This is a genomic window from Streptomyces sp. NPDC001406 (assembly GCF_042895285.1).
Taxonomy (GTDB): Bacteria; Actinomycetota; Actinomycetes; order Streptomycetales; family Streptomycetaceae; genus Streptomyces.
In genome coordinates, this window is sequence record NZ_JBIAWG010000009.1 from 103,373 (window position 1) to 119,052 (window position 15,680).

Consider the following 15,680-nt stretch of genomic DNA (forward strand, 5'->3'; position numbering starts at 1 on the left):
CCGGTGGGGCCCGGCGGGGGTGTCCCGCCGGGCCCCGGCACGTCAGCTGACGTCGAGCGCCGTGTCGTCGAGGACGAAGGACGTCTGCAGGGTGTTGCCCTCGGTGCCGGTGAACTTGAGCGTGACGGTCTGGCCGGCGTAGCTCGCCAGACTGAAGCTGCGCTTGGTGTAGCCGCTCGCCGCGTTCAGGTTCGAGTAGGTCGCAAGCGTGCTCAGGACGGTCCCGGAGCTGTTGAGTACCTGGACCTTGAGCGTGTCGTACGCCGTGCTGGTGGTGGTCTCCGCCGTGTCGATGTGCAGATAGAAGCTCAGGGCGGCGGCGGTGCAGCCGGACGGGATGGTCACCGACTGGGAGAGGGTGTCGGTGGTGGCGCTGCCGTAGCCGTCCAGCCAGGCGTAGTACGAGCCCGTGCGCGCCGACTCGCCGGTGGAGTTGGTGATGACACCGCTGCTGGCGCTCCAGGTGCTGTTGCCCGACTCGAAGCCGTTGTTGCCGAGCAGCTGGGCGGCAGTGCAGGTGCCGCCCCCGCCACCGCCCCCGCCGCTGGTGCCCGAACCGGCGAGCCAGGCGGTGGCGTTGAGGGCGAGCGCCGCGTTGGTGGCGCCGGAGTCGTTCCAGCCGTCGTACAGGGTGTTGCCGGACTGGCCGGTGCCGTCGTCGATGGGTGAGCTGTCGCCCCAGAAGGCGACGCGTCCGCTGCCGAAGGTGCTGGTCAGGAAGAAGGCGCCGGTGTTGCCGGAGTAACCGCTGCGGTAGACCAGGCCCTTGACGGCGGAGTTGTCGGCGGGCTTGAGCGTGGCGGTGGTGCCGTTGGCGATGAGGCTCTTGGTGACGGTGCCGAAGGAGCCGTGCAGGACCGGGTCGCTGCTGTCGCTGATGGCGGCCGGGTAGTCGGAGCTGATGTTCAGCGAGTCGATGGAGAAGCCGAACGGGTCGGTCGAGTCGACGCTGTTGTTGGTCATCAGATCGTTGAGGATCTCGACCGCGTCCTGGCCGTCGTTGTTGCGGTCGGCGCCGGTGTGGTCGGAGATCATGAACAGACCGCCGCCGTTCTTCACGAAGTTCATGATTGCCGTCTTCTCGGCGGTCGTGAACAGCGTGTTCGGCTCGGGCAGGACCAGCGTGTCGAAGTTCGACAGATCGGTGGCCGAGGAGCCGCCGTAGCTGAGGCTGGAGCCCGAAGGCAGTGTCTTCAGGCTGTAGCTGCCGGTCTTCTGAAGGGCGACGCCCCAGGAGGACAGGGCGCCGGTCCAGTCCGTCTCGACGGACGGGGAGGAGTTCTGGCCGAGCGGATCGGGCTGGCTGGTGGAGATGATCCAGTCCGCGTTGCCCGCCGTCTCGGCGTGGGCGTTGTCGAACAGGACGCGGTGCGTGGTGGCCGCGTGGGCGGGGGTGGCGGGGGTGGCGACCTGGAGGGCGGCTCCCGTGACGAGCAGCCCGAAGCCGGCCAGGGCTGTGGTGAGTCTGCGGCGGGATCTTCTGGATCCGAGCATCCGGCGAACCTCCGTGAGCGGTGGGGTAGAGGCGGTGCGGGCGCCAAGTCTGCGCGCGTAGAACCAGGTTGAGGGTTCTACACGCGTCGATCGGTTGAAAGGTACATGGCATGACTGTGAGGTGAACAGAAAGTCCCGGCAATAACCGTGGCGGACTGCCCCGGATTCCGGGGGCAGAGGGGACATTCACGAACGATCGTCGGCATCGTGGGGGGCGCACGCGCACAGGCCCGCCGACGCAGCTCCCCTCGGCGTCCGGCGGGCCTGCCGCCTCGACCGGGCGCCCTGGATCGTCGACGTCGGGCGCTGAGGGAGGCGGACCCCCATGCCAGAAGGATCGCGGTGCGGCCGAGCGGACGCATGGGGCCGATCGGCTCTGCGCACCGGCCCGTTCGGCCCGGCCGGTGCGCAGTCGCACCACTCCGGGGGAACGGCGTGGCTCAGTTCGTGTACACGTACGGCGTCGTCGTGCTCAGTGGTGCGAAGCCGAGGCGTTCGAGGATGGGGCGGCTCCGCGCCACCGCGTCGACCTGGAGATAGCGGTAGCCGAGGGCCGCTGCGGCATGGGCGCGATGGGCCACCAGGGCACGGTAGATGCCTCGGCCGCGCCAGGCCTCGACCGTGCCACCGCCCCACAGCCCGGCGAACCGCGTGCCGGGCACCGGCTCCAGGCGGGCCGCGCTGACCGGCTCCTCCCCCGCGAGTGCCACCACGGCGACGACCGTGTGCGGGTCGGCGGCCAGCCGGTAGAGCAGTTGGTGCCGCAGCCGTGTCCCGTCCGTGCCGAAGGCCTGCTCGTGCACGTCCACCACGAGGTCGACGCCGGCCGGGTCGGTGACGGGCAGGATGCGGATCCCGTCGGGTGGCCGCGTGCCGGCGGTCAGGGCGGCGACCTCGGCGACCATCAGGGTCTCCTCGGGCTCCGGGGTGAACCCGGCCGCGACGAGCCGTGACCCGAGGTCGAGCGGGCGGTCGTGGCCGTACAGCTTCCATTCGAAGTCGCGGCCGAGGCCGGTGAAGTAGGCGATCTGGTCGGCGATCGCGCGGTCCGCGCTCGTTGCGTCCAGGCCGGACCAGACGACGCCGTTCCAGCCGTGGGCGTCCGCGACCTGGCGCACCACGTTCCCGGTGCGTTCGATCCGGGCGCCGGGGCCGTCGGGCCGTGCGCCCTCGCGCATGTCCCGGTCGTACAGGGCGAGCACCGAGGCGTGATCCATGGGTTCACTCCAGCATCCGGGGCGGGCCCGGGCAACGGGATTACCGGTCGGAGGTTCCCGCGGCGTCCGGACGCACCGCGGCCAGATATGCCCTGAGCCGGTCGCGGTTGCGGGCCAGGCAGTCGATGCGGGCCTGAATACGGTCGATGTGACCGGTGAGGAGGGCCGCGGTCTGCGGGGTCACGCACTCGGCGGGCGGATGAATCTGCTCCGGACCGGAGAGGTAGGGCAGGATCGCCCGGATCATCTCCGTGGTGAGGCCCGAGTCCAGCAGGCCACGGATCTGCTGGACGTCCTGGACCGCGGACTCGCCGTAGGAGCGGTAGCCGTTGTCGGCGCGTTCGGGGTGGAGCAGGTCCTGTTCCTCGTAGTAGCGCAGCAGGCGGGTGGGGACGCCGGTGCGGCGGGACAGCTCGCCGATCCTCATGGCTCCCTCCCTCCGGGCGGCGCTTGCCTTCACACTGATGTGAAGGTCCGACCATGGTCGCATGTCCACCGTTTCCCCGGTCAAGGGCACTCCCCTGCCCGGACCGCTGCCCTGGCCCGGTCTCCTGGCCCTGTCCGCGGCGGCCTTCACCGCCGTCATGACCGAACTGCTCCCGGCCGGCCTGCTGTCGGTGATGGCACCGGCGCTCGGTGTCTCCGAGGCCCGTGTCGGCTTCCTGGTCACCGGGTACGCGGCGGCTTCCTTCCTGGCCGCGATCCCGCTCACGGCGGTGCTGCGCGGGCTGCCCCGGCGGCCGGTGCTCATCGGCACGCTGCTGGGCCTCGCCTGCGCCGACGCCCTGGTCGCCGTCTCGTCCTCGTACGCCCTCACCTTCATGGCCCGCCTGCTGGCCGGTGCCATGGGCGGCACGCTGTGGGCGATGCTCGTCGGATACGCGGCCCGGATGGTGCCCGCCGGGCGGCGCGGCCGGGCGATCGCGATCGTGCTGGCCGGGATCACCCTCGCGCTGGCGCTGGGCGTGCCCGCCGGAACCGTGCTGGCCGGGGCGCTGGGCTGGCGTACGGCGTTCGGAGCGCTGGCCGGACTCGCCGTACTGCTGGCCGTCTTCGCGCGCTTGCGGGTGCCCGGTTTCCCCGGCGAACCCCCGCACGCGCGCGTGCCGTTGATCCGGGTCGCCGCCCGGCCGGGGATCCGCCCGGTGCTCTCCGTGACCCTGTTCCTGCTGCTGGGCCACCAGGTGATGTACACCTATGTCGCGCCGTTTGCGGCGCACATGGGTTTCGCGCACACAGGGCTGCTGCTCGCGGTGTTTGGAAGCGCCACCGTCGTCGGCATCTGGATCACCGGCGTGCTGATCGACCGTCATCTGCGCACCACCCTGCTGACCGCTCTGTCGTCGCTCGCGGCCGTGCTGGTCGTGCTCGGCCTGTCGGCCGGTGCGCCCACCGTGCTCGTGGGGGCCGTCGCCGTGTGGGGGGTGGCCTTCGGCGGGGCACCGACACTGATCCAGACCGCGCTCGTCGACGCCTCGGGCCCCGCCGACGCCGACGTGGCCACCTCCCTGCAGACGACGGTGTACAACGCGGGCATCGCGGCCGGTTCCCTGGCCGGGGGCCTGGCGCTGGACGGCATGGGTCCCGGTGCCCTGCCGTGGACGGCGCTCCCGCTGGTGGCGGTGTCGCTCGCCGTGGTCACCGTGGGCCGGCGGTACGCTTTCCCGGCCGTACGCCCCTCGGGTCCGGCCGTGGAAAGCCATGGCCGGAGCGGCCCTGCTGCCCGTACCGTGCGCCCCGGAGTCATGCGGTAAGAGGGGTTGTGCGTCATGGTGATGGACAGCGAACTGCCGTTTGCGCGTCGCTGCGTGGAACTGGCGGCCGAGGCGCTCGCGGCGGGCGACGAGCCGTTCGGGTCGGTGCTGGTGTCCGCCGACGGCGACGTGCTCGCCGAGGACCACAACCGGGTGGCCTCCGGGGACCGTACGCGGCATCCGGAGTTCGAGCTGGCCCGCTGGGCGGCGGAGCACTTGACCCCCGCGGAGCGGGCCTCGGCGACCGTCTACACCTCCGGCGAGCACTGCCCGATGTGCGCCGCGGCGCACGCCTGGGTGGGGCTCGGGCGGATCGTGTATGTGGCTTCCTCGGAGCAACTCACCTTCTGGCTGGCGGAGTTGGCGGTTCCCGCACCGCCGGTCCGGGCGCTGCCCATCCGTGAGGTCGCGCCCGGGGTGCTCGTCGAGGGACCGGTGCCGGAACTCGTCGAGGACGTACGCACCCTGCATCGCCGCTTCCACGGGGCGCAGACCTGACCGGCCGACGGGCCGCCCGCCCGGGAAGCGCGGCGAGGGTTGCGCATGACCGGGCCGGTCAGCCGAGTTCGAGTGTGGTGACGCCGAACACGCGGTCCTGGGCGTAGTCGCGCACAGGGCCCGTGTACATGCGGGCGGTCTCGAAGGACGGGGTGAATCCGGCCGACTCGGCCAGGGCGATGCCCGCCGCGTTCGTCTCGGGAACGTCGATGGCGACGTCGCGGCCGACGGCGTCGGCGGTGAGGGCGGCGAACAGGGCCCGGGCGTCGTCGGGGCCGTCCGCGAACAGCGGGCCGATGCGCAGGATGTCGCGGCCGGGCCGGAGGACGCCGTAGCCGGTGAGACGTCCGCCGTCGTGGCGGACGAAGGTCCGGTGCTCGGTGCCGGTCAGCCACTCGGCCAGGAAGCGTGGCCGCTCGGCCGGGTAGCAGGCGCTGTCGTACGCGGTGACGGCCGGAAGGTCGGCCGGGCGGGCGGGACGGACGTCGGCGGGCGCCTCCGCCTCTGCCACGGTTCCGGCGAACCGGACGGTGCGGTAGGCGAGTTCGAAGCCGGACTGGCGGTAGTTGTCCTGCTGGGCCACGACGCCGTCCAGGCCGACGGTGCGGTTTCCGGCGTGCGCGAGCGCGGTCTTCCAGGTGGTGATGCCGTGGCCGCGTCCCCGCAGGTCCGGGCGGACCAGATAGCAGCCCAGGAAGGCGTAGTCGGTGCCGTAGTTGACGACGGAGATGGCCGAGACCGGCTCACCGTCGATCCGGCCGAGGAAGAACCCCTCGGGGTCCTGGGCGAAGAAGGCGGGGCCGTCGGACAGCCCGGGATTCCACCCTTCGTCCGCCGCCCACCCGCTGATCACCGGCCAGTCCCGGAGGGTGGCCCGGGTGACGACGAGGTCCTGGGGGGCCGGAGAGGTCATGGGTGCGCTCCATTCCGTAGCGGCTTGCGCGGTGGTCGGCCGCGCCCGCAGCATCCTTCCCGATCACCCGGGGACGCGCCACGCCGGGTTCGAGCCGTTGGAGATTCAACAGCACGCACTGACAAGGCCGTTGAGGTCCGTCACTCGACCCACGGCGGTGGCGTGGCGTCGGCCGCCGGAGGTCCCACGGATCGCGTCCGGTGGGACCTCCGGCGGCCGCCCGCGTCAGCGCTGCGGCCGCGGGCGGAACCGTCGGTACAGAGCGACGCCCGTGATGAGGAAGGCGGCGCTGCCGGCGAGAGCGGGCGCGGTCAGATCCGTACCCGTGTGGGCGAGGGCGACGGGAGCCTGCGGCCGGGCCCGGTGGGGCGGCGGCGTGCGCGGGTGGGCCCGCGGCGGGACCGGGGCCGCCGGCTGATCGGGCTGCTCGCCCGGGGTGTTCACGGACTCGTTGCCCGTCCCCGGGTTGCCCACGCCGACCACGTTCACACTGTTGCCGCTGACGTTCACCGGTACATGGACCGGGAGTTGGACGGTGTTGCCGGAGACCACGCCCGGCGCATCCTTGCCGCTGCCGTGCGCGGTCGCACCGCCCGAGGACGTGGTCCCGGCGCCGCCCCCGCCGCCCGCGTTGGCGCAGGTGTTGCCCGCGGCGGGGTCGAGGAGTCCCCCCACGTTCACGGTGTTCCCGCACACGTTCACCGGGACGTGCAAGGGGAGCTGGATGGTGTTGCCGGAGATCAGCCCGGGCGAGTCGGCCGCGGAGCCGTCCGCGCCGGAATCGGCGAAAGCCGGCATGGTCACAGCCATCGCGCCGGACGCGACGGCGACGGCGATCACACCGTTTCGGGCAACCCTTCTCATAGGTTCCCTGCCTTCCAGACATGGTTGCGGGCACTCACCCGCCCCCGGTTGAACGCAGACGAACCATCCGAGTTATGGCTTATCGGCCTTTCGGCCCGATCGAGTGACACGGCCTTCGAACCAGTCGTAAAACCGTCGAATGCTCACCGTGCGTGCGGATGGTACGACACTCCGTCTCCGTCCGCTGGCCCGGAGGCGGGCGTTCCGGGGCCCGCATATCGTGAGCGAGGGCGCTGTCCCCCGGTCCGCAGCATGACGTCCCTGGAGGCATCGATGCCGGCCACACTGTCCCCGCGGCCCGTTCTCCGGCGCTGCGCGGGCGCCGGAGCGGTCGCCCTGGCCCTGATCGGGGCCGGGCTGCCCGCGGCGGCGTCCGACACCCCGCCCCGCCCCGACCTGTCCCGTTTCTACCGCCAGAAGATCACCTGGACGGCCTGCAGCGGCGGCGACAGGGCCAAGGACCTGGAGTGCGGAAAGGTCACGGTCCCGCTCGACTACGAGAAGCCTGCCACGGGCACGCTCGACCTGGCGCTGGCCCGCTATGCGGCGACCGGGAAGTCCCGCGGCTCCGTCCTCCTCAACTTCGGCGGTCCCGGCGTCCCCGCCGTCGACCAACTCGCCACCGACGGCAAGGACTTCATGGAGCTGACCAACGGCTACGACGTGGTCGGCTTCGATCCGCGCGGCGTCGGCCGGTCCTCGCCCGTCAGCTGCGGCGACGCCGGCGGCACGGGCTCGGGGACGGCGGAGCGGCACGCGGATCTCACGGACCCGCAGGCGACGCTGACCTGGCTGCGCGAGGTGGCCCTGCGGTGCACCGCCCACTCCGGCCCCGTCCTGCCCCACATAGGCACCGTGAACGCCGCCCGGGACCTCGACGTCATACGCCAGGCCCTCGGCGACACGAGGCTCAACTACCTCGGCTTCTCCTACGGCACCAAGCTCGGCGCGGTGTACGCGGCCCAGTTCCCCTACAAGGTGGGCCGGATGGCGCTGGACGGCGTGGACACGCTGACGGATTCCCTGGCCGAGCAGGGGGTGACGACCGCCCAGGGGCAGCAGACGGCCCTGGACGACTTCCTGGACTGGTGCGTGGCGGACATCGCCTGCCCGTTCGGGCGGGACCGGCGGCTGGCCGGGAGCGGGGTCGTCAAGCTGGTGCGCTCGCTCGACGAGAACCCGGTGCCCTCGGACTTCGGCGGGCAGTTCACCGGTCAGGACCTGGTGAGCGCCATCGGGCAGGCCCTGTACAGCAAGGACCTGTGGCCCTCGCTGGAGCGGGCCGTGGCCTCGCTGGTCGACGACGGGGACACCCGGGGGGTGGAGAACTTCGCCTACGGCGGCATGACGGTCCCCCGCGGGCGCGGCGGCGGGCTGGTCGACGCCGCGGACGTCCCGGCCGACAACACGATGGCCGCCCTGCTGGCGATCAACTGCGCCGACGACCCGGACCGCCCCACGCCCGGACGGATCACCAAGGATCTGGAGCGGCTGCGCGCCGAGTACGAGCAGGCCTCGCCGGTGTTCGGCCGGCACCGGCTCACCGAGGTGCTGATGTGCTTCGGCCGTGCCAAGGGCACCGACTTCATCCGGCACGAGGTGAAGAACGTCGACACGGCGAAGATGCTCCTGGTGGGCACGCGCGGTGACCCCGCCACGCCGTACCGCTGGACCGAGCAGACGGCCCGGCGGCTCGGCCCGGCGGCCGTGGTGCTGGACAACAGGGGCGAGGGGCACACCGGGTACTCCTCCTCGAAGTGTGTGCACCGCAGGATCGACGACTTCCTGCTGTACGGCTCCCTGCCGCCCAGCGGGAGCTCCTGCGGGCCGGACACCCGAACCTGACCGAACAGGGGAACTCTTCATGCGTCTTCGCACCACCGTCGCCGTCCCGGCCGTCGCGGCCACCGCCGCTGCCCTGCTGCTGGCCGCACCGCAGGTCGGGGCCGCCGCGCAGGCCAGAGCCGGGACCTGTCCGGAGAAGTACCTGACGGTCCGGGCGCGCACCTCGGCCGCCGATCCGGCCGTGGTGCGGATCAGTGTCACCAACCGGGGCGGCCGCACCTGCACGCTCGACCCCGTCCCCACGGTCACCTTCGGTGACCTCGACGGCGCGGCCCTGCCGGTGCCCGCGCGCGCCGGCGGAACGTACCGGCTCGGCGTCGGCAGGACCGCCTGTGCGGCCGTACGGACGATCGCCGACCCGGCCGATCCCGAGGCCCGCCGGGTGGGCGCGCTGACCGTGGCCGGGGACCCGTCCCACTGGGGGCGCTCCTTCACCGCGGCCGAACTGGGCGCCGGGGACACGATCCGGGTGTGGGAACCGGTGACGACGTGGTGGCAGCCGTCGGCGGCGGACGCGGACCGCGCGCTGGAGCGGGGCCGAACGGAGTCTCCCTGGTCGGGCGGTCAGCCGAAGGACAGCTCGGGCGAGTAGAGGTCCAGCCACATGGCCAGGTCGAGGGCGCCTTCCAGGCCGTGCCGGGCCGACTGGGTGCTCACGGGGGCGTCGCGGTGGGCGGCCCGGTGGAGCTTCTCGCGGTCCACCAGGTCGAAGACGGGGTGGCCGGGACGGGCGAGGAGGTCCTTGACCTGCTGCTGGAGAGCGAGGCCGTAACGGGGGTCCTGGGTGGACGGGTAGGGGCTCTTGACCCGGTCGTACACGGAGCGCGGGACGACGTCCGCCGCGGCCTCCCTCAGCAGGCTCTTCTCACGTCCGTCGAAGGACTTGAGGGACCAGGGCGTGTTGTAGACGTACTCGACGAGCCGGTGGTCGCAGTACGGCACACGGACCTCCAGCCCGACGGCCATGCTCATCCGGTCCTTGCGGTCGAGCAGGAGACGGACGAAGCGGGTCAGGTGGAGGTGGCAGATCTTCCGCATCCGGTACTCGAAGTCGCTCTCGCCGTCGAGGCGGCGGACGGCGGACACGGCGGTGCGGTAGCCGTCGGCGATGTACGACTCCAGGTCCAGGGTCTTGGCGAGATCGGGCCGCAGGACGTTGCTGTCGTCCCCGAAGTGCCGGGCGGCCATCGCCAGCCAGGGGAAGGTGTCGGCGGCCCGCGCCTCCTCGTCGAAGAACTGGAGGTAGCCGCCGAAGACCTCGTCGGCGGACTCCCCGGACAGGGCGACCGTGGACTGGTCGCGGACGGCCCGGAACAGCAGCAGGAGCGAGGCGTCCATGTCGCCGAAGCCCATGGGCAGGTCCCGGGCCCTGATGACCTTGGCGCGTACGCCGGGATCGGCCAGGGTCTGTGCGTCGAGGACGATGTCCTGGTGGTCGGTCCGGGAAAGGCGTGCCACGTCGTGCACGAACGGGGTGTCCGGGGTGGCGCGCAGTTCGTCGGCGACGAAGTGGTCGCTCTGCCCGACGAAGTCCACGGAGAAGCTGCGGACCTTTTCGCCCTGCTCGGCGAGTTGCAGGGCGGCGATCGCGGTGAGGGCCGAGGAGTCGAGGCCTCCGGAGAGCAGGGTGCAGCGCGGGACGTCGGCCACCAGTTGGCGGCGCACGATGTCGTCGAGGAGCGAACGGACGGTGGCGATGGTGGTGTCGCGGTCGTCGAGGTGCGCCCGGGTCTCCAGGCTCCAGTAGGTCCGGGTGCGCAGTCCTGTGCGGTCGACGGTGACCACGGTGCCGGGTCCGACCTCGCGCATGCCCTCCCACACCGCGTGGCCGGGGGTCTTGACCAGGGTGAACAGCTCGCGCAGGCCGTCGAGGCCGACGCGGGCCCGGGCCAGCGGGTTGGCGAGGACGGCCTTGGGTTCGGAGCCGAACAGGACGCCGTCGGAGGTGGGGAAGCAGTAGAAGGGCTTGATGCCCATACGGTCGCGGATCATGACGAGTTTGTCGTGCCGGCCGTCCCAGACCGCGAAGGCGTACATGCCGTTGAGGCGCTCGGCGACGGCGTCGCCCCATTCGAGGTAGCCGCGCAGGACGGCCTCGGTGTCGGAGTCGGTGGTGAAACGGTGGCCGTGGCCGGTGAGTTCGCGGCGGAGTTCGGTGAAGTTGTACGTCTCTCCCGAGTAGACCAGCGCGACGGTTCCGTCCGGTGTGCCGGCGGTCATGGGCTGGCGGCCGCCGGGCAGGTCGATGATCGCGAGTCTGCGGTGACCGAGGGCGGCCGGCCCTTCGATCCAGGTGCCGCGGTCGTCCGGGCCGCGGCAGGCCATGGTCTCGGTCATCGCGTCCACGGTGGCGGCCTCACCGCGCAGGTCGCGGTCGAAGGAGACCCAGCCGGTGATGCCGCACATGCCCTACCTCCAGCCTCCGGTCCGGCGGCGCACGCCGAACCAGATGCATCCAGCACCTATATGTCGAGCGTGTGCCAGACGCGAGGGCCGGTCAACGCGGCCGTCACCTGAACGGCCGAGCTCCATGACCCTTTCGGCCGCGTTTTGCCCGTGCGAGGGGGACGGATCGCCGCCGCACGGGGCCGGTCCCGCCGGGAACCGGCCATGGGCAAAGACTTCCCCAAACAGCGGGACGGGGTCGGGCGCGGCGGGACCGGGTCAGGTGCGGCGGGGCCGGGTCAGGCGCGGGCGGTCACGAACGAGTCCACCGCCGCCGTCAGCTCCGCCGGCTTCTCCACCGGCAGTTCGTGGCCCGCGTCGATGATCCGGACGACGGCGTCCGGGTAGGCCTTCGCCATCCGGAGCATCTGCTTCACCGGCAGCTGGATGTCGTGGTAGCCGTGGATCAGCAGGGTGGGCGTGCGGATCTCGCCGACCCGGTCGAGGACGTCGAAGGCCCGCATGGCGCCGTACAGCGTCATGACGACCTCGCGCGGGGTGTCGGCGGAGGCGCGGACGTACTCCTGGATCTTCTCGCGCGGGTAGCCCGGGGCGAAGGCCCGCTGGATGTTGGCGGCGACGAACAGCTTGAAGGGCACGAGGGTGGACACGCCCATCAGCAGGCCCCGGCCCCGGCTGTAGGTCATCCGGCTGATGGAGTCGACCAGGACCATGCGCTCGACGCGCTCGGGGTGGGACAGGGCGATGGTCTGGGAGATCATCCCGCCCATGGAGTGCCCGATCAGCACGAAGCGCTCGACCTTCAGGTGGTCGAGGAGGGCGAGGACGTCCTTCGCCAGTTCCCCGATCGTGCGCACTCCCGCCCCGCTGCTGTCACCGTGCCCGCGCAGGTCCAGCCGGATCACCCGCCGCTTCTCTGCGAAGTGCGCCACCTGGTGGTCCCAGCGGTGCCGGTTGGCCGTCCAGCCGTGGACGAACACCAGGGGCACCCCGTCGCCGTCGCGGGGGCCCTCGTCGTCGTACGTCAACGCGGCGCCGTCGACTTCGAGCTGCGGCATGTGAGGGCCCTCCTGGGTGCGGTCCAGTTACTGCCCGGTACGGTAACCGGCCGCCCCCACCCCCGTCACCGTCGTTCGCCGAGGAATTCCAGGATGTGCCCGAACACGTCGAGGGCGGCGCCCCGGCCGATGAACGGGTCGAGATGGCCGTATCCGGGGATCTCGGTGTAGGCCACGTCGAGCTGCGGCTGCCGGTGTGCCAGCACCTCGTGACAGAGTCGCTGCGAGTCCAGCCAGAGCCCGTTGTCACTGCCCGCGAGGAGCAGCACCGGGGTGTCGATGCGGCCGGCCGCGTCCAGCGCGTTGGGCGGCAGCGCCCGGTAGCGGTGGTCGGTGTCGTGCCAGCGCACGACGCTGCGGGCCAGCTCGATCCGGCGCAGATGCGGAAGGATCCACAGCGGCGCGGGGCCGAGGAGCTCGGCGAGCCGGTCGTGGGTGGCCTCGGCGAGGTTCTCGTGCACGAAGAGCGAGGCGCCCGTGCCCCAGGCCGAGTTGTGCAGGATCTGGCAGGTCGGGTCGGGGCAGTTGGCCCTGCGGGAGGCCAGGGCGAACAGGGGCGTGTACTTGGACCACAGGCCCACCTTGCGGAAGTCGACCGGGATGTGGTCGATCCGGGTCTTGAGCAGCTCCCCCGCGACCGACATGCGCAGCGAGGTGCGGCCCGCGAGCTTCGGAGTCAGGAACACGCCCTGGGAGACGACTCCGGCAAGGCCCGGCACCAGACCCGCTGCCATGCTCATGGACAGGCAGAGGGAGCCGATGCAGTGGGCGACCACGAACAGCGGCCGGTCGCCGATGCGTTCGCGGATGTGGGAGACGGCCTCGGGGATGTCGTACAACGCCACGTCGTCGTAGGTGTACCTGCGGCCGGTCTCGTTGTACGGCAGCCGGCAGCTGCCGCGCCAGTCGAGCAGCCAGGGCTCGTAGCCGTCGTCGAGCAGGACGTCGACCATGTTGCGGGTCTCCGGCAGCAGGAACATGTCCGCGGAGGCGGTGTGCCCGTGCAGGAGCAGGACCGCGGGGCGGCCGGTGTCCACGGGGCCGACCCGGGTCAGGCCGAGCCGGACGCCGTCGCTCGTGCGGAAGGGGATCTCCTCGACCCGGGTGGGGTCGAGACGGTGGCGCAGCGGGCGCGGGGCCGCGGTGGTCCGGACCTTGCGGAGCGCCGGCCGGGTGCGGGAGGTCGTGGCCTTGAACATCATCGGTTGGGCTCCGTGAAAGTCGGGGTGCGGCGCAGGTCGAGCAGGTCCGCGGCGGCCCGGGTGAACGGGCCGAGCAGTCCGCGGCCCATCTCCAGGCCGAACCAGGCGAGCCAGGTCAGCTTGGCGGCCCGCTTCTCCTGACCGGTCAGGCGCGGGTCGACCTTGATGCCGTCGATCTGGTCGCGGACGTAGGAGTCGGCGGGTACGACGACCTCGCCGAGCAGGCTCGCGGCCTCGCCCTCGCGGCCGATCTCGACGGTCAGGGCGCGGGTCTGGCGCCACAGGTCGCGGCGGGCGCGGGCGTACTTGCGGCCCTCCAGCCACCACTGTCCGCCGTCGGCGTCGCGCAATCGCAGCCGGTAGCGCAGGAGTTGGTGCCTGAGGCCGTGCTGCTGCGGGATGCCCTCCTCGGGGCGGATCCAGACGTCGCCGCGCTCGACGGTCAGCGGGCGGGGGTGGATCGCGGAGCAGGTCAGTTCGCCGGTGACGTCGATCCGGCGCTCCTTCACCAGCTGGTACATGCTCGCGATGGACAGGGTGAGCGCCATCGAGCAGGACGTCCCGGCGGTCGCGCCGACCGGGCCGACGGTGCCCTCGGTCGTCTCGGTGAACCACAGGTAGGGCTGGTCGTCCTTGTGCGGCAGCCGGGCCAGACCGTCGCCCGCGAGCTTCTCGAAGGTCTTCATCTGGGCCCGTGCGTCGTAGCGGGCCGCGGGCGGCAGGCCGAGGGCCGCGACGAGGAAGTCGGTGCGCTCGCTGCCGGCCGCGGGGCCCTTCAGGGTGGCCTCGACCAGCTTGAGGGCGGTGGCGCTCTGCAGCACCCGGCCCAGGAAGGCCAGTTCGGGTATCGGTTCGGCTTCGAGCCGGGCCAGGGCGTCGGTGCGCCACTCGTCCCAGTCCTGGACGCGGACGTGCATCCCGCCGAGCGCCATGTCCTGTACGACGTCGTCGAGGGTGTTGGGGACGCCGGTCAGGTTGTAGTCGAAACCCCAGGCGTCCGGCTCGCAGATCGCGGCGACGGCGACCCGGCTCACCCAGTCGACCGGCGCGGCGTTGAGGTAGCGGAACGCCGGTACGGTGCGGAAGCGGCCGAAGGCCGAGATCAGACCGCTGCTGAGGTCGAGCGGGTTGTAGGCGCCGGTCCTGGTGTGGCCGCCGATGCCGCCGGGGCGCAGCGCCGTGACCACCAGGCCGTGGTCGCGGGCCCGGCGCAGCGCGACCTCGGCGGCCCACTTGGACTGGTCGTAGCCGGAGATGAGCCGGTCGATGTGGGCGAGGGGGTCGTCCTCGCCCATCGCGGTGATGCCGACCTCGTTGAACACCGCGATCGAGGAGATGTGGTGCAGCGGCTTGGGGCGGCCGGTCGCCGCGAGTTCGGCCAGGGTCAGCGTGCCGAGGACGTTGCTGCCGCGCAGGGACTGGTAGCCGCGCAGGAAGTCCACGGCCGCGGCGACGCCGACGACGCTGTCGAGTTCCTGGGCGAGGCTGTGCCACAGCTCGTCGGACAGACCGAGACGCGGGCGGCGGATGTCGCCGGGCAGCACGGTCACCCGGCGCCGTACCTCCGGCGACCAGGGCAGCCGGTAGCTGCGCAGTTGCTCCGCCAGCCGGGCCTCGGCCGCCTTCTCGTCGGCGGCGCGGACCAGGCAGTACACATGGGCGTCGCTGTGCCTCAGCAGATCGAGCAGCATATGGCCGCCGAGGAAGCCGGTGGCGCCGGTGAGCAGGATCCGGCGGGGCGGCAGCGGCTCGGGCACGTCGGTGAAGGGGAGCCGGTCGGCGAGGGCGAGGTCGGCCAGGATCTGGTCGAGGTCCTCCTGGCGGGCCCTGGAGTGGCGGTCGCCGGTGGACCGGGGGGTGCTGGGTACGGCGGGCGGGGTGCGGGGCGCCGGGACGGGGAGGGTGCCCGGAGCGGGGGCGGGGAGGGTGCCGGCGGCGGAGAGCGGGAGGGTGGCCGGTGTGACGTGAGCCGCCGCAGCCGCGGTGCCGCTCACCGGGACCGGTGCGGAGCCGGAACCATCCTCGGCCGACGCCGTGCCCGCGATCACCGGCAGCCAGCGCCGGGCCAGGCTGATCGGCCGGGCGTCGGCGAAGACGTCGTCCAGGTCGGCCTCGATGCCCAGCTCGTCCTCCAGTTCCGCGATGAGCTCCACCGCGTGGACGGACGTACCGCCCGCGTCGAAGAAGTCGGCGTCCGGGGCCAGCCGGCCGGAGGGCAGGTAGCGGCCCGCCGCGGTGGCGATGGTGGCCGCGAGGCCGTCCACGTCCCGGACCGGCGGGGCGGGCGCCGGTCCGGCCGCCGCCGTCTGCAGCCGGGCCAGCAGGTCGGTCACGCCGAGCCCGCCGCCACCCCGCTCGATGGACTCGGCGGTCGCCTGCCTGCCGCCGTCGTCGTCGTTCAGATCACGCATGAGAGCCCTTCACGTTGT

The 15,680-nt window shown here is 72.2% G+C and carries 13 protein-coding genes; 4 read left to right on the forward strand and 9 right to left on the reverse strand.

From position 1 onward, the window contains the following. Positions 1-42 precede the first annotated feature (42 nt). The 3 genes from ACFY1J_RS22645 to ACFY1J_RS22655 all read right to left on the reverse strand — a co-directional run bounded on the left by ACFY1J_RS22645 (position 43) and on the right by ACFY1J_RS22655 (position 3,138). Complete coding sequence (locus tag ACFY1J_RS22645; protein ID WP_390731759.1) at positions 43-1,494, reverse strand: hydrolase; 1,452 nt, start codon at positions 1,492-1,494, stop codon at positions 43-45. A gap of 440 nt (positions 1,495-1,934) precedes the next feature. Next, positions 1,935-2,711, reverse strand: a complete 777-nt coding sequence (locus ACFY1J_RS22650) for a GNAT family N-acetyltransferase (RefSeq protein ID WP_390731760.1) — start codon at positions 2,709-2,711, stop codon at positions 1,935-1,937. Between the two features lie 40 nt (positions 2,712-2,751). Then, positions 2,752-3,138 carry a MerR family transcriptional regulator gene (locus tag ACFY1J_RS22655; protein ID WP_390710728.1) on the reverse strand — a complete coding sequence of 129 codons (387 nt, stop codon included), beginning with the start codon at positions 3,136-3,138 and terminating at the stop codon, positions 2,752-2,754. A 61-nt stretch (positions 3,139-3,199) separates the two neighbouring features. On the opposite strand from ACFY1J_RS22655, the gene ACFY1J_RS22660 reads away from it, so the two are divergent. Both ACFY1J_RS22660 and ACFY1J_RS22665 read left to right on the forward strand, forming a co-directional pair. After that, positions 3,200-4,465, forward strand: a complete 1,266-nt coding sequence (locus tag ACFY1J_RS22660) for an MFS transporter (RefSeq protein WP_390731761.1) — start codon at positions 3,200-3,202, stop codon at positions 4,463-4,465. A 15-nt stretch (positions 4,466-4,480) separates the two neighbouring features. Beyond that, on the forward strand, positions 4,481-4,963 hold the full coding sequence (locus ACFY1J_RS22665; protein ID WP_390731762.1) for a nucleoside deaminase: 483 nt from the start codon (positions 4,481-4,483) through the stop codon (positions 4,961-4,963). 58 nt (positions 4,964-5,021) lie between these two features. Here the strand turns inward: ACFY1J_RS22665 and ACFY1J_RS22670 are convergent, their stop codons facing one another. Both ACFY1J_RS22670 and ACFY1J_RS22675 read right to left on the reverse strand, forming a co-directional pair. Continuing rightward, entirely contained in the window at positions 5,022-5,876 is an 855-nt protein-coding gene (locus ACFY1J_RS22670) for a GNAT family N-acetyltransferase (RefSeq protein WP_390710726.1), read from the reverse strand. Positions 5,877-6,101: 225 nt separating this feature from the next. Then, on the reverse strand, positions 6,102-6,740 hold the full coding sequence (locus ACFY1J_RS22675) for a chaplin (RefSeq protein WP_390731763.1): 639 nt from the start codon (positions 6,738-6,740) through the stop codon (positions 6,102-6,104). A gap of 273 nt (positions 6,741-7,013) precedes the next feature. Here ACFY1J_RS22675 and ACFY1J_RS22680 point away from each other — a divergent pair, with 273 nt between their 5' ends. Both ACFY1J_RS22680 and ACFY1J_RS22685 read left to right on the forward strand, forming a co-directional pair. Continuing rightward, complete coding sequence (locus ACFY1J_RS22680; RefSeq protein ID WP_390710724.1) at positions 7,014-8,585, forward strand: alpha/beta hydrolase; 1,572 nt, start codon at positions 7,014-7,016, stop codon at positions 8,583-8,585. A 19-nt stretch (positions 8,586-8,604) separates the two neighbouring features. Next, positions 8,605-9,177 (forward strand): DUF4232 domain-containing protein, encoded by a 573-nt coding sequence (locus ACFY1J_RS22685; RefSeq protein ID WP_390710723.1) that lies wholly within the window; start codon positions 8,605-8,607, stop codon positions 9,175-9,177. Here ACFY1J_RS22685 and asnB read toward each other — a convergent pair. From asnB to ACFY1J_RS22705, 4 genes are all read right to left on the reverse strand, one after another. Then, positions 9,150-10,991 (reverse strand): asparagine synthase (glutamine-hydrolyzing), encoded by a 1,842-nt coding sequence (asnB, locus tag ACFY1J_RS22690; protein WP_390710722.1) that lies wholly within the window; start codon positions 10,989-10,991, stop codon positions 9,150-9,152. The two genes, ACFY1J_RS22685 and asnB, sit on opposite strands and share 28 nt — an antisense overlap. Before the next feature lie 278 nt (positions 10,992-11,269). Then, the gene (locus tag ACFY1J_RS22695) at positions 11,270-12,049 is read right to left on the reverse strand and encodes an alpha/beta fold hydrolase (protein ID WP_390710721.1); all 780 of its coding nucleotides are present in this window, start codon (positions 12,047-12,049) and stop codon (positions 11,270-11,272) included. 65 nt (positions 12,050-12,114) lie between these two features. Next, entirely contained in the window at positions 12,115-13,251 is a 1,137-nt protein-coding gene (locus ACFY1J_RS22700) for an alpha/beta hydrolase (protein ID WP_390710720.1), read from the reverse strand. After that, positions 13,248-15,662, reverse strand: a complete 2,415-nt coding sequence (locus ACFY1J_RS22705) for a thioester reductase domain-containing protein (RefSeq protein WP_390710719.1) — start codon at positions 15,660-15,662, stop codon at positions 13,248-13,250. Before ACFY1J_RS22705 ends, ACFY1J_RS22700 begins: the two co-directional genes overlap by 4 nt. Between the last annotated feature and the right edge of the window lie 18 nt (positions 15,663-15,680).